This window comes from Allobosea sp. (assembly GCF_017308015.1).
GTDB lineage: Bacteria > Pseudomonadota > Alphaproteobacteria > Rhizobiales > Beijerinckiaceae > Allobosea.
Genome location: NZ_JAFKFW010000042.1, coordinates 13750 through 29228 on the forward strand (window position 1 = coordinate 13750; position 15479 = coordinate 29228).

The following is a 15479-nucleotide window of genomic DNA, read 5'->3' on the forward strand; positions in this document are numbered from 1 at the left end:
ATTCCTATCGGAGGACGCAGTCAGGCATCGCCCGGTGATCGCTGGCAAGCCGCAGCACGGGCTTCCTCACCGCTAGCGGGGCAACTCACCGCGCCGCGCCGTGGCCAGCACATCGGCCACACGCTCCTCGGACAGGCCATAATCGGCGCGCGCGGCCTCCGCCGAGACATAGCCCAGTGCGAGGTCACGCTCCACGCTGCTCCCGGCCCTTTCGGAGGGTGCGCCATAGCCGGCGCCGCCGGGGAACGCCATCACCACCTTGCGGCCATGCGGCACGAACTGCTTGCCCTTGCCCTTCATTGCGGTTCCGTCGTCGAGCGCGATCGTCGTGGGCGCGCCGCCGCCGCCGCCGCGCCGGCCGCGAGCGGGATGATGGACGCGGTCGAACATCGCCTGGATGTCGAACTCGTAGCCTTCCCAGGCGCCGACCTCCATATGCTGGCCGAGACCGCCGCGATGTCGGCCCTTGCCGCCGGAATCGGGCCGCAGTTCCTTACGCCAGACGATGACCGGGCCGACCTGCTCGGTCGCCTCGACCGGCATCGTCATGACGCCCGAGGGAAAGGCGGTCGCATTCATGCCGTCGAGCGCGGGTCGTGCACCCGAGCCGCCGGAATTGAAGGTCAGGACCTCGGCGCGCACCGCATCGGCCGGCCAGGGGCCGTCGCTGCGCGGCCTGAGCGAGACCTGGAAGTTGCACAGGCTGCCGGCGCCCTCGGCCGGGACGAGACCGGGCAGGAGCTTGTCGAGCGCATCGTAGATCGTGTCCGGCACCATGTGGCCGATGATGTGGCGCAGCGCGACCGGTGCCGGCCAGGCCGCGTTGACGATGGTGTGCTCCGGCGCGGTGATGCGGAACGGCTCCAGCGAGGCGGCGTTGTTCGGGATTTCCGGCGCGATGGCGCATTTCAGCGCGTAGCAGGTATAGGCCTTCGTATAGACCAGCGGCACGTTGATGCCGTTCTTGTCGACGCCGGAGGTGCCGGCCCAGTCGCAGAGCACGCCATCCGGCTCGATCGATATCCTGACCTTGAGGTCGATCGGCCGGCTGTAGCCGTCGATCCGCATATGACCCTGCGCCTCGCCGCGCGGCAGGGCCGCGATCTTGTCGAGCGTCGCCTGGCGGGAATTGGTCAGGATGAAGTCCGAGATGCCGGCGAGATCGGCGAGCTTGAACTCGACCATCATCTCGATCAGTCGGCGATGGCCGATCTCGTTGCAGGTCGCCAGCGCATAGACGTCGCCGACGAGCTGGTCGGGCTCGCGGACATTGCCGCGGATGATCGTGACCAGCGTCTCGTTGACCGTACCGCGGTCGACGAATTTCATGATCGGGATATGCAGGCCTTCCTCGTAGACCGAGTTGGCGTCGGCACCGAAGCCGCGCCCGCCGATATCGACGATATGGGCCGTGCAGGCGAAGAAGCCGACATGGCGGCCCTGGTGGAAGGAGGGCGTGACGACAGTGATGTCGTGCAGGTGGCCAGTGCCTTCCCACGGGTTGTTGGTGATGTAGACGTCGCCTTCGGCGATGTTCTCGCGGCCGATGCGGCGGATGAAATGGGCGACGGCATCGGCCATGGCGTTGACGTGGCCCGGCGTGCCCGTCACCGCCTGCGCCAGCATCTCGCCCTTTTCGTTATAGACGCCGGCCGAGAGATCGCCGGCCTCGCGCACGGAGGTGGAGAAGGAGGTGCGGATCAGCGCCTGCGCCTGTTCCTCGACGACCGAGATCAGGCGGTTCCACATGACCTGATAGGCGACCTTGGAGATCTCAGACATGGGCGGGCTCCTTCCGCGCGGCGACGGCAGCGGCGGGTGCGGCTTCTGCAAGGCGGATGTCGATGCAGCCGTCGTTCAACGTGACGGCGAAACGGCTCGACGGCAGGACGATGGTGGTCTCGTCTTCGGTGACGATACCGGGGCCGTCGATCCGGCTGCCGGCCGGCAGGGCGGTGCGGCTATGGGCTTCAGCATCGACACGGCGCCCGAGGCCGGCATCGAAGACGGAGCGGCTGCTTTCGCCCGGGACGTCGCGCATCTGCGAGACCGGGGCAACCGGTGTGACGGCCTCCTGCGGCGTATGCGCGTTGACCGACCAGACCGTGATCTCGGCCGCGAGGCCCTTCACGGTGCGGCCGAACAGGTTGGCGTATTCGTGCTCGAAACGCTTCAGGATGACGGCGGGATCGGCGGCGCGAGCCTCCTGCGGCGTCAGCGTCACCGGGATTTCCCAGCCCTGGCCGGCATAACGCATATAGATCTTGTATTCGGCCTGGATCGTGCCGTCCCAGCCGCAGGAGCGCACCACCCGCGTCGCTTCCTCTTCCATCTCGTCGAAGAGTTTCGTGACGCGCGCGATATCGAACTGGGCGAGCCGCATGAACAGCGTGCGGTTGGCCTCGAAGCTGAAAGGAGCCCGCAGGAAGCCGATCGCCGAGCCGACGCCGGCGCCGGGCGGCACGAGGCAACGGGCAATGCCGAGCTTTTCACAGAGCCGGCCGGCATGCAGCGGAGCTGCGCCGCCGAAGGCGATCATGGTGTATTCCGACAGGTCCTCGCCGTTCTCGACAGCATGGACGCGAGCGGCATTGGCCATGTTCTCGTCGACGACCTCGGCCACGCCCCAGGCGCTTTCCAGGGCATCCATGCCGAGCCTGCCGCCGATCTGGCTTTCCAGCGCCGCGGCCGACTGGTCGGCGAAGAGCGGGATCGTGCCGGCTGCGAAATTATCCGGGTCGATCTTGCCGAGTACGACGTCGGCATCGGTTACGGCCGGGCGCTTGCCGCCCCGTCCGTAGCAGGCCGGGCCGGGCTCCGAGCCGGCGCTTTCCGGGCCGACGCGGATCTGGTTCATCGAATCGACATGGGCGAGGCTGCCACCGCCGGCCCCGATCTCGACCATGTCGATCACGGGGATAGAAATCGGCATGCCGGAGCCCTTCTTGAACCGGTAGGTCCGGGCAACCTCGAAGACGCGGGCGGTCTTGGGGGTGTAGTTCTTGATCAGGCAGATTTTTGCCGTGGTACCGCCCATGTCGAAGGAGAGCACCTTCTTCAGGCCATGCCGCGCAGCAATATCGGCTGCGAAAACGGCGCCGCCCGCAGGGCCGGATTCGACGAGGCGCACGGGAAATTCGGAAGCGCTTTCCAGCGAGATGATGCCGCCGCCGGAATGCATCAGGAAGATCGGGCAGGCGGTGCCCTCGGCCGCGAGCCGGCCCTTGAGCCGGACGAGATAGCTCTTCATCAGCGGCTTGATATAGGCGTTGGCGATCGTCGTGTTGAAGCGCTCGTATTCGCGCATCTGAGGCGAGACTTCCGATGAGAGCGAGACCATCGCGCCCGGCAGGCGCTCCGCCAGCACCTCCTGGATCAGACGCTCATGCGCGTCGTTGACATAGGAGTGCAGCAGGCCGACCGCGACGCTCTCGTAGCCGGCCTCGCGCAGTTCGTCGGCGAGCGCTTCGATGGCGGTGCGATCGAGCGGGATCAGGACCTTGCCGCGCGCATCCATGCGCTCCTTGACGGTGTAGCGGCGGTTGCGTGGCAGCAGCGGGGCGGGCAGCGTCAGGTTCAGGTCGTACTGTTCGAAGCGGCTCTCGGTCCGCATCTCGATGACGTCGCGGAAGCCTTCTGTGGTGATGAGCGCGGTCTTGGCACCGCGCCGCTCGATCAGCGCATTGGTCGCCAGCGTCGTGCCGTGAATGATCTGCCCGATCGCTGAGGCGTCGATGCCGGCCTTCGCGCAGACGCGATGCATGCCCTCGACGATCGCATCCTCGGGCGCGGCGTAGGTGGTCAGCACCTTGGTCGAGAACCGCCGTCCGTCCTGCTCGAGCACGACGTCCGTGAAGGTTCCCCCGATATCGACGCCCAACCGGGCCCCGAGAATAGACATGGCTTACACGCCTCCGTTGTCTGGGAGCCGGAAGATGGAACGGGTCGTCGATGTCGTCGAATTATTATTTTCTATGTTATTCGATAGAGAATATTTATCGTCATGGTCACCGGTCGGCTGTATCCGCGAGCCATCGTGCATCGCCCGGAGGGTGCCGCGCGGCTCTCTCCCCGGCAAGTTCGGCCGCGCGCCTGAGCAGAAAGCTCGCAGGGGTATGGGCATATGAGGCCGTGAAGATCAGAGCGCTGGGCTTCCACTCATAGGGAAACTCCACCAGCTCTCCGCTTTCGAGGTATTTTTGCACGAGCGTCCGCGACATCGGCGCGATGCCGAGGCCATCGAGGGTCATCTGCAGGCTGGCTGCGAGACTGCTCGACGGCACGATCCGAACCGGCCTCTCCCAGTTGTCGCGGAAATGCGCCGAGAGCTCGACGAAATGGCGCGTATTGCGCGCATGGGTCAGGATCGTGTGCGAGGCCATCGTCGCAAGATCGGAACCGACGAGCCCGAGCCCGGGCGAGGCCACCCACAGATAGGGCACGGAGCCGAGATCGACATTGGTGATGTTGAAGTTCGAGATCGGGCCATTCAACAGGCACAGGTCGAGCGACCGCGAAACCAGTTCCTCGCGCAGGTTGATCGTCAGATCGACCCTGAGTTCGACATCGACATTGGGAAACACCTGCCGCAGGTCGAGCAGGTAGTCGCGCAGCCAGGTCTGGGCGATGAGTTCGGCGACGCCGAGCCTGAGGATACCGACCTGCTGGTCGGAGCGGATCGATTGCTGCGAGAATTCCTCGGAGGCGCGCAGCACGCGCTCGGCCTGGTTGAGCAGCGAATGACCGATCGGCGTCAACGCGACCGATCCCGAATCGCGATGGAAGAGCCGCACGCCGAGCACGGATTCTAGCTGCGAGATTCGCACGGAGATGTTGGGCTGGGTCGTGTTGAGGCGCTCGGCCGTCGCCCGGAAACTGCCGAGCTTGGCCACCCAGACAAAGCTCTCGAGCTGTTTCAGCGTCCAGTTCGGCATCTCTCTCCCCCTGCACGGTCGCGCGACCGTTTCGCGCCGGCATATCCTCGATAAAGAAAATGCATTGCGAGAACAGAAAAATTCAATTGGCTGCTATCGGCAGAACGCGGTGGACTGTCATCCGGCGTCGATCGGGCTTCGGCACGGCACCGGCTCCTGAAACGCGCGCGGCTTCCTCCGCAGCGCGACAAGAACGAGGGGAACCATGAACCGCAGAGCTCTGATCGCATCCGCAGCCCTTGCCCTCGGCATCGGACTGGCCGTTCCAGCCGCCGCGCAGACGAGCTGGACCATGGCGTCCGGCTATCCGGAGAGCAGCTTCTTCACCCAGAACATCCGGCAGATGATCAAGGAGATCGAGGAGAAGAGCGGCGGCAAGCTCAAGATCGACCTGCGCTCGAACGACAGCCTGATCAAGCTCGACGCGGTCAAGCGCGCCGTCCAGTCCGGCCAGATCCAGATCGGCGAGATCCGCCTCGGCGTCTACGGAAACGAGGCGGCGATGTACAATCTCGACAACATCCCGGGCGTTGCCACGACCTACGATCAGGCGACAAAGCTGCTTGAGGCCCAGACACCGTTCTTCGAGGCGATGTTCAAGAAGAACGGCTTGCGCGCCATCACCTACGTCGCCTGGCCGGGGCAGGGCTTCTACACCAAGGCCGAGCTCAAGGGACTGGCCGATCTCAAGGGTCAGAAGCTGCGCATCTATTCCAAGCAGACGCAGATCATGGGCGAAAAGCTCGGTATGGAGGCGCTGATCCTGCCCTTCGCCGAAGTTCCGCAGGCCTTCTCGACGGGCATGATCCAGTCGCTCTGGACCAGCGCCCAGACCGGGACGGACGTCCAGATCTGGGACTACGTCAAGCACTTCACCTATACCGGTACGATGCACAACAAGAACGCGATCCTCGTCAACGAGCGCGCCTTCCGCCAGCTCGACCCGGCGACGCAGAAGGTGGTGACCGAGGCCGGCGCGGCTGCGACCAAGCGCGGCTGGGATATGTCCCAAAAGGCCGGAGAGGAGCGCGAAAACGTGCTCAAGAGCCATGGCATGACGATCGCCCGGTCGCCGAAGGATATCCTCGACGCCATCGACGCGGCCGGCAAGGGCATGGTGGCCGATTGGCTCGGCACGGCCACGGCCGAGGAGAAGGCCGTCTATGAGACCTACCAGAAAAGCCTGAAGTAACCGGCTTCCGCGCGCCACTCTTTTCATCGATCCATGGCCAACGGGGTGACCGGTGATACGCGGAGTTCTCGACAGGTTCTATGAGGCGTGCGGCTATGTCGCCGCCGCCTTCATGGTCGGCATCGGGCTGGCCATCGTCACCCAGATCGTGGGCCGCATGCGCGGCGTCACGATCGATGCCACCGAGGCGGCGGGCCTGTGCCTCGCGGCCTCGACGTTCTTCGGCCTCGCCCATACCTTCCGGCGCGGCGGCCATGTCCGGATCAACCTGATCGTTGACCGTCTGCCGCAGCGCTGGCGTCATGGCGTCGAGCTGTTCAACTGCCTGCTCGGCACGGTCGTCGTGTCGTTCCTCGCCTGGCATGTCGGCTCGCTCGCGCTGCAATCGCGCGAGTTCAACGATATCAGCCCCGGCCTGCTGGCCATGCCGTTCTGGATTCCCCAGGCCGGCGTCGCTATCGGCATCGCCGCCCTGGCGATCGCCTTCATCGACGAGCTCATCTGGCTCCTCGCCGGCGGCAAGCCGCGCTACGAGGCGCCCGACGAGGTCGAGCTCGACCGGCCGGTAGCATAGGGGCGGATGATGGACACGACCGTTCTCGCCTCGCTGGTCCTTGCCAGCTCGCTCCTCCTGCTGCTCGCCAACGGCGTCTGGGTCGCACTCTCGCTGCTCACCGTCGGCATGGTGATGATGGGGCTCTTCACCACCGCGCCGATGGGATCTCTGATCGCGTCCACGCTCTGGGATTCGAGCTGGGGCTGGGCGCTGACCTCGCTGCCGCTCTTCATCTGGATGGGCGAGATCCTGTTCCGCTCGAAGCTCTCGGCCGACATGTTCCAGGGGCTGGCACCCTGGGTTTCGCGGCTGCCGGGCCGGCTGCTCCATGTCAATGTGCTGGGCTGCGGCATCATGGCGGCTGTCGCCGGCTCATCGGCGGTCACCTGCGCCACGATCGGGCGCATCAGCGTTCCCGAGCTCGAGAAGCGCGGCTACCCGCTCAGCATGACGATCGGCACGCTGGCCGGCTCCGGTACGCTCGGCCTGCTGATCCCGCCTTCGATCATCATGATCGTCTATGGCGTGACCGCAGAAGTCTCGATCGCGCGGCTGTTCATCGCCGGTGTCCTGCCCGGCATCCTGCTGATGGCGCTGTTCATGGGCTATACGGCGATCTGGAGCCTGCTCAACCCGAGCAGGATGCCGCCGGCCGAGCCGCCGGTGCCCTTCCTCGAGAAGATCTACCGTTCGCGCCGGCTGATCCCGGTGGCACTGCTGATCGCCTCGGTGGTCGGCTCGATCTATGGCGGCATCGCGACGCCGACCGAGGCCGCGACCATCGGCGTGATCGGAGCGCTCGTCCTGGCTGCGGTCGGCGGTGGGCTGACGCGCGCGAGCTTCATGGATGGGCTGATGGCGGCCATGCGGACCTCCTGCATGATCTCCTTCATCATCGCCTGCGCCGCCTGCCTGACCATCGCCGTCGCCTTTGTCGACATCCCCCGCTCGCTGGCGAGCTGGGTCGATGCGATGCATCTGTCGCCCTATGCGCTGCTGGCGGTTCTGGCCGTGTTCATACTGATCCTCGGCTGCTTCCTCGAGGGCATCTCGATCATCGTCCTGACGTCGTCGGTGATGCTGCCGATGGTGCAGGCGGCCGGCATCGACCTGCTCTGGTTCGGCATCTTCGTGGTGATCCTGATCGAGGCCGCGCAGATCACGCCACCGGTCGGCTTCAACCTGTTCGTGCTGCAGAGCATCACCGGCAAGGACATCCTCGCGGTGACGAGGGCGGCAATCCCCTATTTCTTCGTGCTCATGCTTCTGCTGGTCCTGATCACGGCGTTTCCGCAGATCGTCACCATCCTGCCGAAGATGATGACGGGGTAGTTCGGGTCACGCCATCACAGTCAGCGTCCTGGCTTGGATGGCGAGGATCTCGCAATCGGCGGCGGAGCCGTCCTGCCAGGACTGGACGAGGAAGCGCGCGTCCGAGCCAATCGCCATGATCGGGTGGTGCCAGAGCCCGTGGCGATAGATCATCCCTTGCGACGCCGAGAAGGCGAAGGCGGCGAGGGTCGACAGGTCCGGCGTGCCGTCGGCGCTGGCCCTGCTGACGACGACGATGTGGCCGGCGCCGTCGAGCGGCATGATGAGCTGAACCGAATTCACATGCCGTTCGAGCATTGAGATCGCGGATGTGGGCGGCTGCTGCTTCGCTTTGAATATCGAGGTGACGAGCCTGGAGCCGGGCCGGACATCGGCAGCAGCGTGCGCGTGGATGTCGTGCCGGTGCGCCGTCCCGTTATTCGCGGGACGGCCGGAATCGCTGGTTTCCACCAGCCAGCCGAAGGGCTCGAAAGCGGCTTTCGTGACCGGGATCACTCGCAGTGGGAGAGGGGAGGCAAGCGCGTCCTCGAACCGATCGCGTGACGTCATTGCCGAACTCCCCGGAGCATTCACAACGGGCACCCGCGCCCGATGTTGCCGTTCTGGCTCAGGCCGTCGGCATTAGCCGAGGCATGTGATGGCTAATAAGTGCAGGGGTATCCTGTCCGCCAACAAATAATGCCTGCCGCAGTTTTTCGAAGTCGTCGGACCCTCATTCATTGAAGAGAGCCCTTGGCGAAACCCTGGGTTCCAGTGTGGGGCAGCGGGAACTCTGCCGAGCAACCAGCCGGATCATCCGCTGCGCTTGGCAGAGTGCCCGCTCAAGGTCGATCCGCCGTTCGTCATCGCTACACAGAGCTTCGTCGAAGCAAAGACCATCATGGAGCTGATGAGCGCTATCGATCTTCGGATTGATCGTTTCCGCGAGGAGAGGCTCCATCCTCGGGTGGTAGAGGGGCTGCCTGGGATTACGCCCGCGGAGCGTCGATGCTGGACCAAGGACAGGAGGCTGCGGTCTCCGGCAACGGATCATTTCGCCATGGCCGGCAGGTCATTCAGTGTCCGCTGCACCCACCGGATAAGATCGCGCTGCTGATGTGAACGTCGCAAACCGTCGCAGAATGGCCAGAGCGGGATAGAGCGCTTGCCCCACCGTCCAATCCCCGTTCTTCACAGCCGGAGCAGTCAGGTCGATACGACCGATTGACACTTGCAAGGCGTCAGCTACTAAATCTGGTGTCGATGGTCTCTCGAATCGCAAGATCGAGAGCTAAGAGGGAAGCCGGTGCGATACCGGCGCTGCCCCCGCAACTGTAAGCGGCGAGCTCACGTCCAAGGTTAGTCACTGAGGCTGCAAGGTCTTGGGAAGACGGGACGAGAGCGCTGACCCGCGAGCCAGGAGACCTGCCGCGACCTAGTGAACGTCCTCGGGCGGGGTGTCCCGGTGGTGCGCTTGGCAGGTCGCGGCCTTGTGGTGCCGCGCGCCTTCTCGATGCAACCGCTTTGGCCTTTGCCCCCAACATTTGGGGTTGGTGCCATGTCTCTTTCTCTCGAAGCCGAGCGGCCGGTTGCCGTTTCTCCGGCTGCCGATCTTGCGGTCACCAAGGCATCCGGCAGTGAACCCGGTTACCAGGTCATTCGCCGCAACGGCGCGGTGACGCCGTTCGATCCGTCGAAGATCTCGGTCGCGCTGACCAAGGCGTTCCTGGCGGTCGAGGGCTCGAATGCCGCTGCCTCGCGTCGAATCCATGAAGCCGTCGCGGAGATGACCGAGCAGGTTGTCACCGGGCTGACCCGTCGCGCCGCGAACGGCCGCACCTTCCATATCGAGGACGTGCAGGATCAGGTCGAGCTCGCGCTGATGCGCGGCGAGCATCACAAGGTTGCCCGCGCCTATGTGCTCTATCGCGAGGAGCGTGCGCGGGAGCGGGCAAGAGCGGTCGCCGAGACGAAGCCTGCCGCCTCAATCGCCCCCTTGCTGCACATGAAGCTCGCCGACGGGACGCTCGTCCCGCTCGACGCTGCCCGCTTGGAGAAGGTCGTGCGCGAGGCCTGTGCGGGTCTCGACGGCGTCTCGGCCGAGCCAATCCTGACGGAAGCGCGCCGCAACCTCTATGACGGCATCTCGCTCGACGAACTCGCGCTGGCACCGATCCTCGCCGCGCGCACCCTGATCGAGACAGAGCCTAATTTCGCCAAGGTCTCGGCCCGGCTGCTGCTCGACAAGCTCCGCCGCGAGGCCCTGAGCTTCGTCCACGGCCATGCCGAGCAGGCGACGCAGGAGGAGATGGCTGCTGGCTATGACGCGTATTTCGTAGCCTACCTCAAATCCGGCATCGAGAACGAGCTGATCGATCCCGAGCTCGGCCGCTTCGACATCGCCCGCATCGCCGCCGCGTTGAAGCCGGAGCGCGATCTTCAGTTCGACTATCTCGGCTTCCAGACGCTCTACGACCGCTATTTCCTGCATGTGCGAGGCAACCGCTTCGAGCTGCCACAAGCCTTCTTCATGCGCGTTGCGATGGGCCTCGCCATTCGCGAGATCGACCGCGAGGCGCGCGCGATCGAGTTCTACGATCTGCTCTCCTCCTTCGACTTCATGGCCTCGACGCCGACGCTGTTCAATTCGGGCACGCTGCGCCCGCAACTCTCCTCCTGCTTCCTGACGACCGTCGCCGACGATCTCGACGGCATCTTCAAGGCGGTGAAGGACAATGCGCTGCTCGCCAAATATTCCGGCGGCCTCGGCAACGACTGGACGCCGGTGCGTGGGTTGGGCGCCCATATCAAGGGCACCAATGGCGAGAGCCAGGGCGTGGTGCCGTTCCTGAAGGTCGCCAACGACACGGCCATCGCCGTCAACCAGGGCGGCAAGCGCAAGGGCGCGGTCTGCGCCTATCTCGAAACCTGGCATGTCGACATCGAGGAGTTCCTCGATCTCCGGAAGAACACCGGCGACGATCGCCGCCGCACCCACGACATGAACACCGCCAACTGGATCCCGGACCTGTTCATGCAGCGCGTCGAGGCCGGCGGCGACTGGACCTTGTTCTCGCCGGACGAGGTGCCGGATCTGCACGACCTCTATGGCAAGCCGTTCCGGGAAGCCTATGAGGCCTACGAGGCGAAGGCTGCCCGCGGCGAGTTGCGTGTCCATAAGAAGTTGAAGGCGGTCGATCTCTGGCGTCGCATGCTGACCATGCTCTTCGAGACCGGTCATCCCTGGATTACCTTCAAGGACGCCTGCAACCTGCGCTCGCCGCAGCAACATGCCGGCGTCGTTCATTCCTCGAACCTGTGCACCGAGATCACCCTCAACACCTCGGCAGACGAGGTCGCGGTCTGCAATCTCGGCTCGGTCAATCTCGCCGCTCATGTCACGGCGGAAGGGCTCGATCAGGCCCGGCTCGCGCGCACCGTGAAGACCGCGATGCGGATGCTCGACAACGTCGTCGACATCAATTTCTACACGATCCCGGAGGCGCGACGCTCGAACCTGCGCCACCGCCCTGTCGGGCTCGGCATCATGGGCTTCCAGGATGCGCTCCAGACGTTGCGCTTAGTCGCTGCGTCGGAGGAGGCGGTCGCCTTCGCCGACAGCTCCATGGAGGCGATCAGCTTCCATGCGATCTCGGCCTCGGTTGATCTCGCCGCCGAGCGCGGCCGCTATCCGAGCTTCGAGGGCTCGCTCTGGTCGAAGGGCATCCTGCCGATCGACTCGCTCGATATCCTCTCGGAAGCCCGCGACGGCGATGTCGAACTCGACCACTCCTCGACGCTGAACTGGGAAAGCCTGCGTGAGCGGGTGAAGACCACTGGCATGCGCAACTCGAACACCATGGCGATCGCGCCGACCGCGACGATCTCCAACATCGTCGGCGTCTCGCAGTCGATCGAGCCGTCCTACAGCCAGCTCTACGTCAAGGCGAACATGTCGGGCGATTTCACCGTGGTGAATGCCGGGCTCGTCCATGACCTGAAGGCGAGGGGGCTCTGGGACGAGGTGATGGTCTCGGACCTCAAATATTACGACGGCAAGGTCAGCCAGATCGACCGCGTTCCGGCCGACCTCAAGGCGCTCTATGCGACCTCGTTTGAAATCCCGACGGAGTGGCTGATCAGGGCGGCGGCGCGCCGGCAGAAATGGATCGACCAGGGCCAGTCGCTGAACCTCTACATGGCGCAGCCCTCGGGCCGGAAGCTCGACGAGGCCTATCGGCTCGCCTGGCGGCTGGGTCTGAAGACGACCTATTACCTGCGCGCGCTGTCGGCGACCCACGTCGAGAAATCGACGCTCAAGGGCACGGATGGGAAGCTCAATGCTGTCTCGGCCACGGTTCCCGTCGCAGCCAAGTCTGCCGCGCCGATCATCATCGATATTCCGCTGGAGAACGGCATGGCGGTGCCCAACGCCTGTTCGATCGATGATCCCACCTGCGAAGCCTGCCAGTAGCGGCTGCTTCGGCTCGAGCTCTTCGCGATGAGAGCGCCCGGGCTCCCGGGCGTCCGCGCCCTCAGATCAAGAACGGAATATCCCCATGCTCGACTGGTCCGACACCAAGCCGGCGCCCGCCGCCAACCCCGCTACCCTCAACAGTCCCACTGCTGCCGCCGCCACCGGCCTCGGCGAGATCGACCGCAATGGCGGGCGCGTCACGGTCGACGAGAAGCGCATGATCAATGCGCGCGCCGACGTGAACCAGCTCTTGCCGCTCAAATATAAGTGGGCCTGGGAGAAATACCTCTCCGGCTGCAACAACCACTGGATGCCGACCGAGGTCTCGATGCAGGCCGACATCGCGCTGTGGAGGTCGAAGGACGGCCTGACCGAGGACGAGCGGCGCATGCTCAAGCGCAATCTCGGCTTCTTCGCGGCCTCCGAGAGCCTCGTCGCAAACAATATCGTGCTGGCGATCTATCGCCACCTGACCAATCCGGAATGCCGGCAGTACCTGCTGCGCCAGGCCTTCGAAGAGGCGATCCACACGCACACCTTCCAGTACATCGTCGAGAGCCTTGGCCTCGATGAGGGGGAACTCTTCAACATGTATCGCGAGGTGCCATCGATCACCGACAAGGCGGCCTGGGCGCTGAAGCATACGCAAAGCATCGAGAACCCGGAGTTCCGCACCGGCACGCCCGAGAACGACCAGGCGCTGCTGCGCGACCTGATCACCTTCTACGTGATCTTCGAGGGCATGTGGTTCTACACCGGCTTCGCGCAGATCCTCTCGCTCGGCCGGCGCAACAAGATGGTCGGGATCGCCGAGCAGTACCAGTACATCCTGCGCGACGAGTCGATCCATCTGAACTTCGGCATTGATGTGATCAACCAGATCAAGATCGAGAACCCGCATCTCTGGACCAACGCCTTCCAGGACGAGGTCCGTGGCATGCTCCGGGAAGCCGCCGAGCTCGAGGCGGCTTACGGCCGCGACACGATGCCGAGGGGCTTCCTCGGCCTCAATGCGGCGCTCTGCGAGCAGTACATGCACTTCATCGCCAATCGTCGCTGCGCGCAGCTCGGTCTCCTGCCGGTCTTTGCCGAAACCGAGAATCCGTTCCCCTGGATGTCCGAGGCGATGGATCTAAAGAAGGAGAAGAACTTCTTCGAGACCCGCGTCATCGAATACCAGAACGGCGGCGCTCTGAGCTGGGAGTGAGTGCGCCCTTCCAGGGCGGCCTCCGATCGACGGAGCCGCCAGCCGCAAGGTCCTGGCCTGGCGGCTTCGATCATGACGGATCTCACCTTCTGCATCGAGGCGGTCGAGGACGCCATGGCCCGCTTCGGCAAGCCGGAGATCTCAGCGCAATGCCAGAGGCATTGTCGCGACAATATCGACCAGGGCTCGCAGTTCACCTGCCATAGGTTCGCCGGCTTGCTGATCGCAGCCGACATCAGGATCTGGATGGACGGCACGGGCGCCCGGCACGACGACGTCTTCGTCGTGCGCCTCCTGAAATCGGTGAAGTATGAGGAAGTCGATCTGCGCACCGATGCCAGCGTGTCGGAGGCTTGTGCCTCGATCGGCCGGTATCTCGACTTCGACAACGGCCGGAGGCCTCATCAGGGCTGGGCGAAGGGGGCGCGGGGTTTGGAGGGCGTGTTCGACCACATCCATGAGGAAGACGGTCGGCTTATCGACGATTCATGCTTTGTTCGGATTGGCGAAGGGAGGCGGCACTTGGTGCCGCCTCCCAGATTTTGCGGAAATCGAAGCTCAAAAGCGGGGAACTTCGCCTCTCATTTCAGCCTCACATGGAGGATGCGGCTTATGAACATCCCGTCGTGGAGCCGCAGGTGTTGCACTTCAGGCAGGTGCCGTTGCGGACCAGCGTGAAGTTGCCGCATTCGCCGCATGAGTCGCCGACATAGCCCTTCATGATCGCCTCGGCCCGGCGCTCCGACTGGGTCGGCTGAGCGGCCGGTGCCGCAAAGCCGAGCTTGGCCATTTCCGCTTCGCCATATGCTTCGGGCTCTTCCTTCAGAGCGGTCGCGCCGGCGGTGGCGAGGCCCATCACCGAGGAGGTTGAGCGGGCGACCGCATCGTTGGCCGCATGGCTTCCCTGGCCGCCGCCTTGGATGGCGAGCAGGTTGATCGGCTTGCCGCGGCGGAAACCGGTCGAGGCCAGCGGCGTCGTTGCGATCGGGGCGATAGCGTCCGGGGCCTTGCCCTGCTCGACGCCGCCGCCCATCACGTCATGACCGATCTCGCTGGGATCGACATGGGCGAGATCGTTGCGGCCGAGATAGGAGATCGCCAGCTCGCGGAAGACGTAGTCGAGGATCGAGGTCGCGTTCTTGATCGACTGGTTGCCGGCGACGAAGCCCGACGGCTCGAAGCGGGTGAAGGTGAAGGCCTCCACGTACTCCTCCAGCGGCACGCCGTATTGCAGGCCGAGCGAGACTGCGATGGCGAAGTTGTTCATCATCGCCCGGAAGGCCGCGCCCTCCTTGTGCATGTCGATGAAGATCTCGCCGAGGCGCCCGTCCGAATACTCGCCGGTATGGACATAGACCTTGTGGCCGCCGACAGTGGCCTTCTGGATGTAGCCGGTGCGGCGATCCGGCATCTTCTCGCGCTCGCGCTTGCGCTCGATGCGCTCGACGATGCGCTCGACGATCTTCTCCGAGATCTGGGTGGCACGGGCCGCCATCGGCTGGGCGACCAGCGTCTCGACCGCGTCATCCGCCTCGTCGTCCTCATCCGAGATCAGCGCCGAATTCAGCGGCTGCGAGAGCTTGGAGCCGTCGCGGTAGAGGGCGTTGGCCTTCAGCGCCAGCTTCCAGGAGAGCATATAGGCGCTCTTGCAGTCCTCGACCGTCGCCTCGTTCGGCATGTTGATGGTCTTGGAGATCGCGCCCGAGATGAAGGGCTGGGCCGCCGCCATCATGCGGATATGGCTCTCGACCGAGAGATAGCGCTTGCCGATGCGGCCGCAGGGGTTGGCGCAATCGAAGACG

General features: G+C 64.6%; 10 protein-coding genes, 1 pseudogene and 1 riboswitch. Of the genes and pseudogenes, 6 read left to right on the top strand and 5 right to left on the bottom strand.

What is annotated here, in order from left to right:
* Positions 1-72: 72 nt before the first annotated feature.
* From J0I42_RS22985 to J0I42_RS22995, 3 genes are all read right to left on the bottom strand, one after another.
* A complete protein-coding gene (locus tag J0I42_RS22985) occupies positions 73-1782 on the bottom strand; it encodes a hydantoinase B/oxoprolinase family protein (RefSeq protein ID WP_291658403.1) in 1710 nt (569 codons plus the stop codon).
* Positions 1775-3901, bottom strand: coding sequence for a hydantoinase/oxoprolinase family protein (locus J0I42_RS22990; RefSeq protein ID WP_291658404.1), 2127 nt, complete (start codon positions 3899-3901; stop codon positions 1775-1777). The genes J0I42_RS22985 and J0I42_RS22990 overlap by 8 nt, the downstream gene beginning before the upstream one ends.
* Before the next feature lie 106 nt (positions 3902-4007).
* Positions 4008-4934 (bottom strand): LysR family transcriptional regulator, encoded by a 927-nt coding sequence (locus J0I42_RS22995; protein ID WP_291658406.1) that lies wholly within the window; start codon positions 4932-4934, stop codon positions 4008-4010.
* 205 nt (positions 4935-5139) lie between these two features.
* Between J0I42_RS22995 and J0I42_RS23000 the strand changes: the two genes are divergently transcribed.
* From J0I42_RS23000 to J0I42_RS23010, 3 genes are read left to right on the top strand one after another with little or no spacing between them, the layout of a single operon-like run.
* Complete coding sequence (locus tag J0I42_RS23000; protein WP_291658407.1) at positions 5140-6126, top strand: TRAP transporter substrate-binding protein; 987 nt, start codon at positions 5140-5142, stop codon at positions 6124-6126.
* Between the two features lie 52 nt (positions 6127-6178).
* Complete coding sequence (locus J0I42_RS23005) at positions 6179-6700, top strand: TRAP transporter small permease (RefSeq protein WP_291658409.1); 522 nt, start codon at positions 6179-6181, stop codon at positions 6698-6700.
* A gap of 9 nt (positions 6701-6709) precedes the next feature.
* A complete protein-coding gene (locus J0I42_RS23010; protein WP_291658411.1) occupies positions 6710-8014 on the top strand; it encodes a TRAP transporter large permease in 1305 nt (434 codons plus the stop codon).
* Between the two features lie 6 nt (positions 8015-8020).
* Here the strand turns inward: J0I42_RS23010 and J0I42_RS23015 are convergent, their stop codons facing one another.
* Positions 8021-8563, bottom strand: a complete 543-nt coding sequence (locus tag J0I42_RS23015; protein ID WP_291658412.1) for an ureidoglycolate lyase — start codon at positions 8561-8563, stop codon at positions 8021-8023.
* A gap of 676 nt (positions 8564-9239) precedes the next feature.
* A riboswitch (cobalamin riboswitch) is annotated at positions 9240-9440 on the top strand.
* A 111-nt stretch (positions 9441-9551) separates the two neighbouring features.
* Here J0I42_RS23015 and J0I42_RS23020 point away from each other — a divergent pair.
* The 3 genes and pseudogenes from J0I42_RS23020 to J0I42_RS23030 all read left to right on the top strand — a co-directional run.
* A complete protein-coding gene (locus J0I42_RS23020) occupies positions 9552-12467 on the top strand; it encodes a ribonucleoside-diphosphate reductase subunit alpha (RefSeq protein WP_291658414.1) in 2916 nt (971 codons plus the stop codon).
* 85 nt (positions 12468-12552) lie between these two features.
* Positions 12553-13677, top strand: coding sequence for a ribonucleotide-diphosphate reductase subunit beta (locus tag J0I42_RS23025; protein ID WP_291658416.1), 1125 nt, complete (start codon positions 12553-12555; stop codon positions 13675-13677).
* Between the two features lie 40 nt (positions 13678-13717).
* Positions 13718-14088: pseudogene (locus J0I42_RS23030) on the top strand (IS3 family transposase); the annotation flags it as partial.
* A gap of 199 nt (positions 14089-14287) precedes the next feature.
* Here the strand turns inward: J0I42_RS23030 and J0I42_RS23035 are convergent.
* The coding region (locus J0I42_RS23035; RefSeq protein WP_465247717.1) for a TSCPD domain-containing protein at positions 14288-15479 on the bottom strand (1192 nt) is incomplete at its 5' end.

What these genes read in the sequence shown, in the direction of transcription:
- J0I42_RS22985 (WP_291658403.1), bottom strand. Translation starts at nt 1,782, where the DNA reads ATGTCTGAGATCTCCAAGGTCGCCTATCAGGTCATGTGGAACCGCCTG.
- J0I42_RS22990 (WP_291658404.1), bottom strand. Translation starts at nt 3,901, where the DNA reads ATGTCTATTCTCGGGGCCCGGTTGGGCGTCGATATCGGGGGAACCTTC.
- J0I42_RS22995 (WP_291658406.1), bottom strand. Translation starts at nt 4,934, where the DNA reads ATGCCGAACTGGACGCTGAAACAGCTCGAGAGCTTTGTCTGGGTGGCC.
- J0I42_RS23000 (WP_291658407.1), top strand. Translation starts at nt 5,140, where the DNA reads ATGAACCGCAGAGCTCTGATCGCATCCGCAGCCCTTGCCCTCGGCATC.
- J0I42_RS23010 (WP_291658411.1), top strand. Translation starts at nt 6,710, where the DNA reads ATGGACACGACCGTTCTCGCCTCGCTGGTCCTTGCCAGCTCGCTCCTC.
- J0I42_RS23015 (WP_291658412.1), bottom strand. Translation starts at nt 8,563, where the DNA reads ATGACGTCACGCGATCGGTTCGAGGACGCGCTTGCCTCCCCTCTCCCA.
- J0I42_RS23020 (WP_291658414.1), top strand. Translation starts at nt 9,552, where the DNA reads ATGTCTCTTTCTCTCGAAGCCGAGCGGCCGGTTGCCGTTTCTCCGGCT.
- J0I42_RS23025 (WP_291658416.1), top strand. Translation starts at nt 12,553, where the DNA reads ATGCTCGACTGGTCCGACACCAAGCCGGCGCCCGCCGCCAACCCCGCT.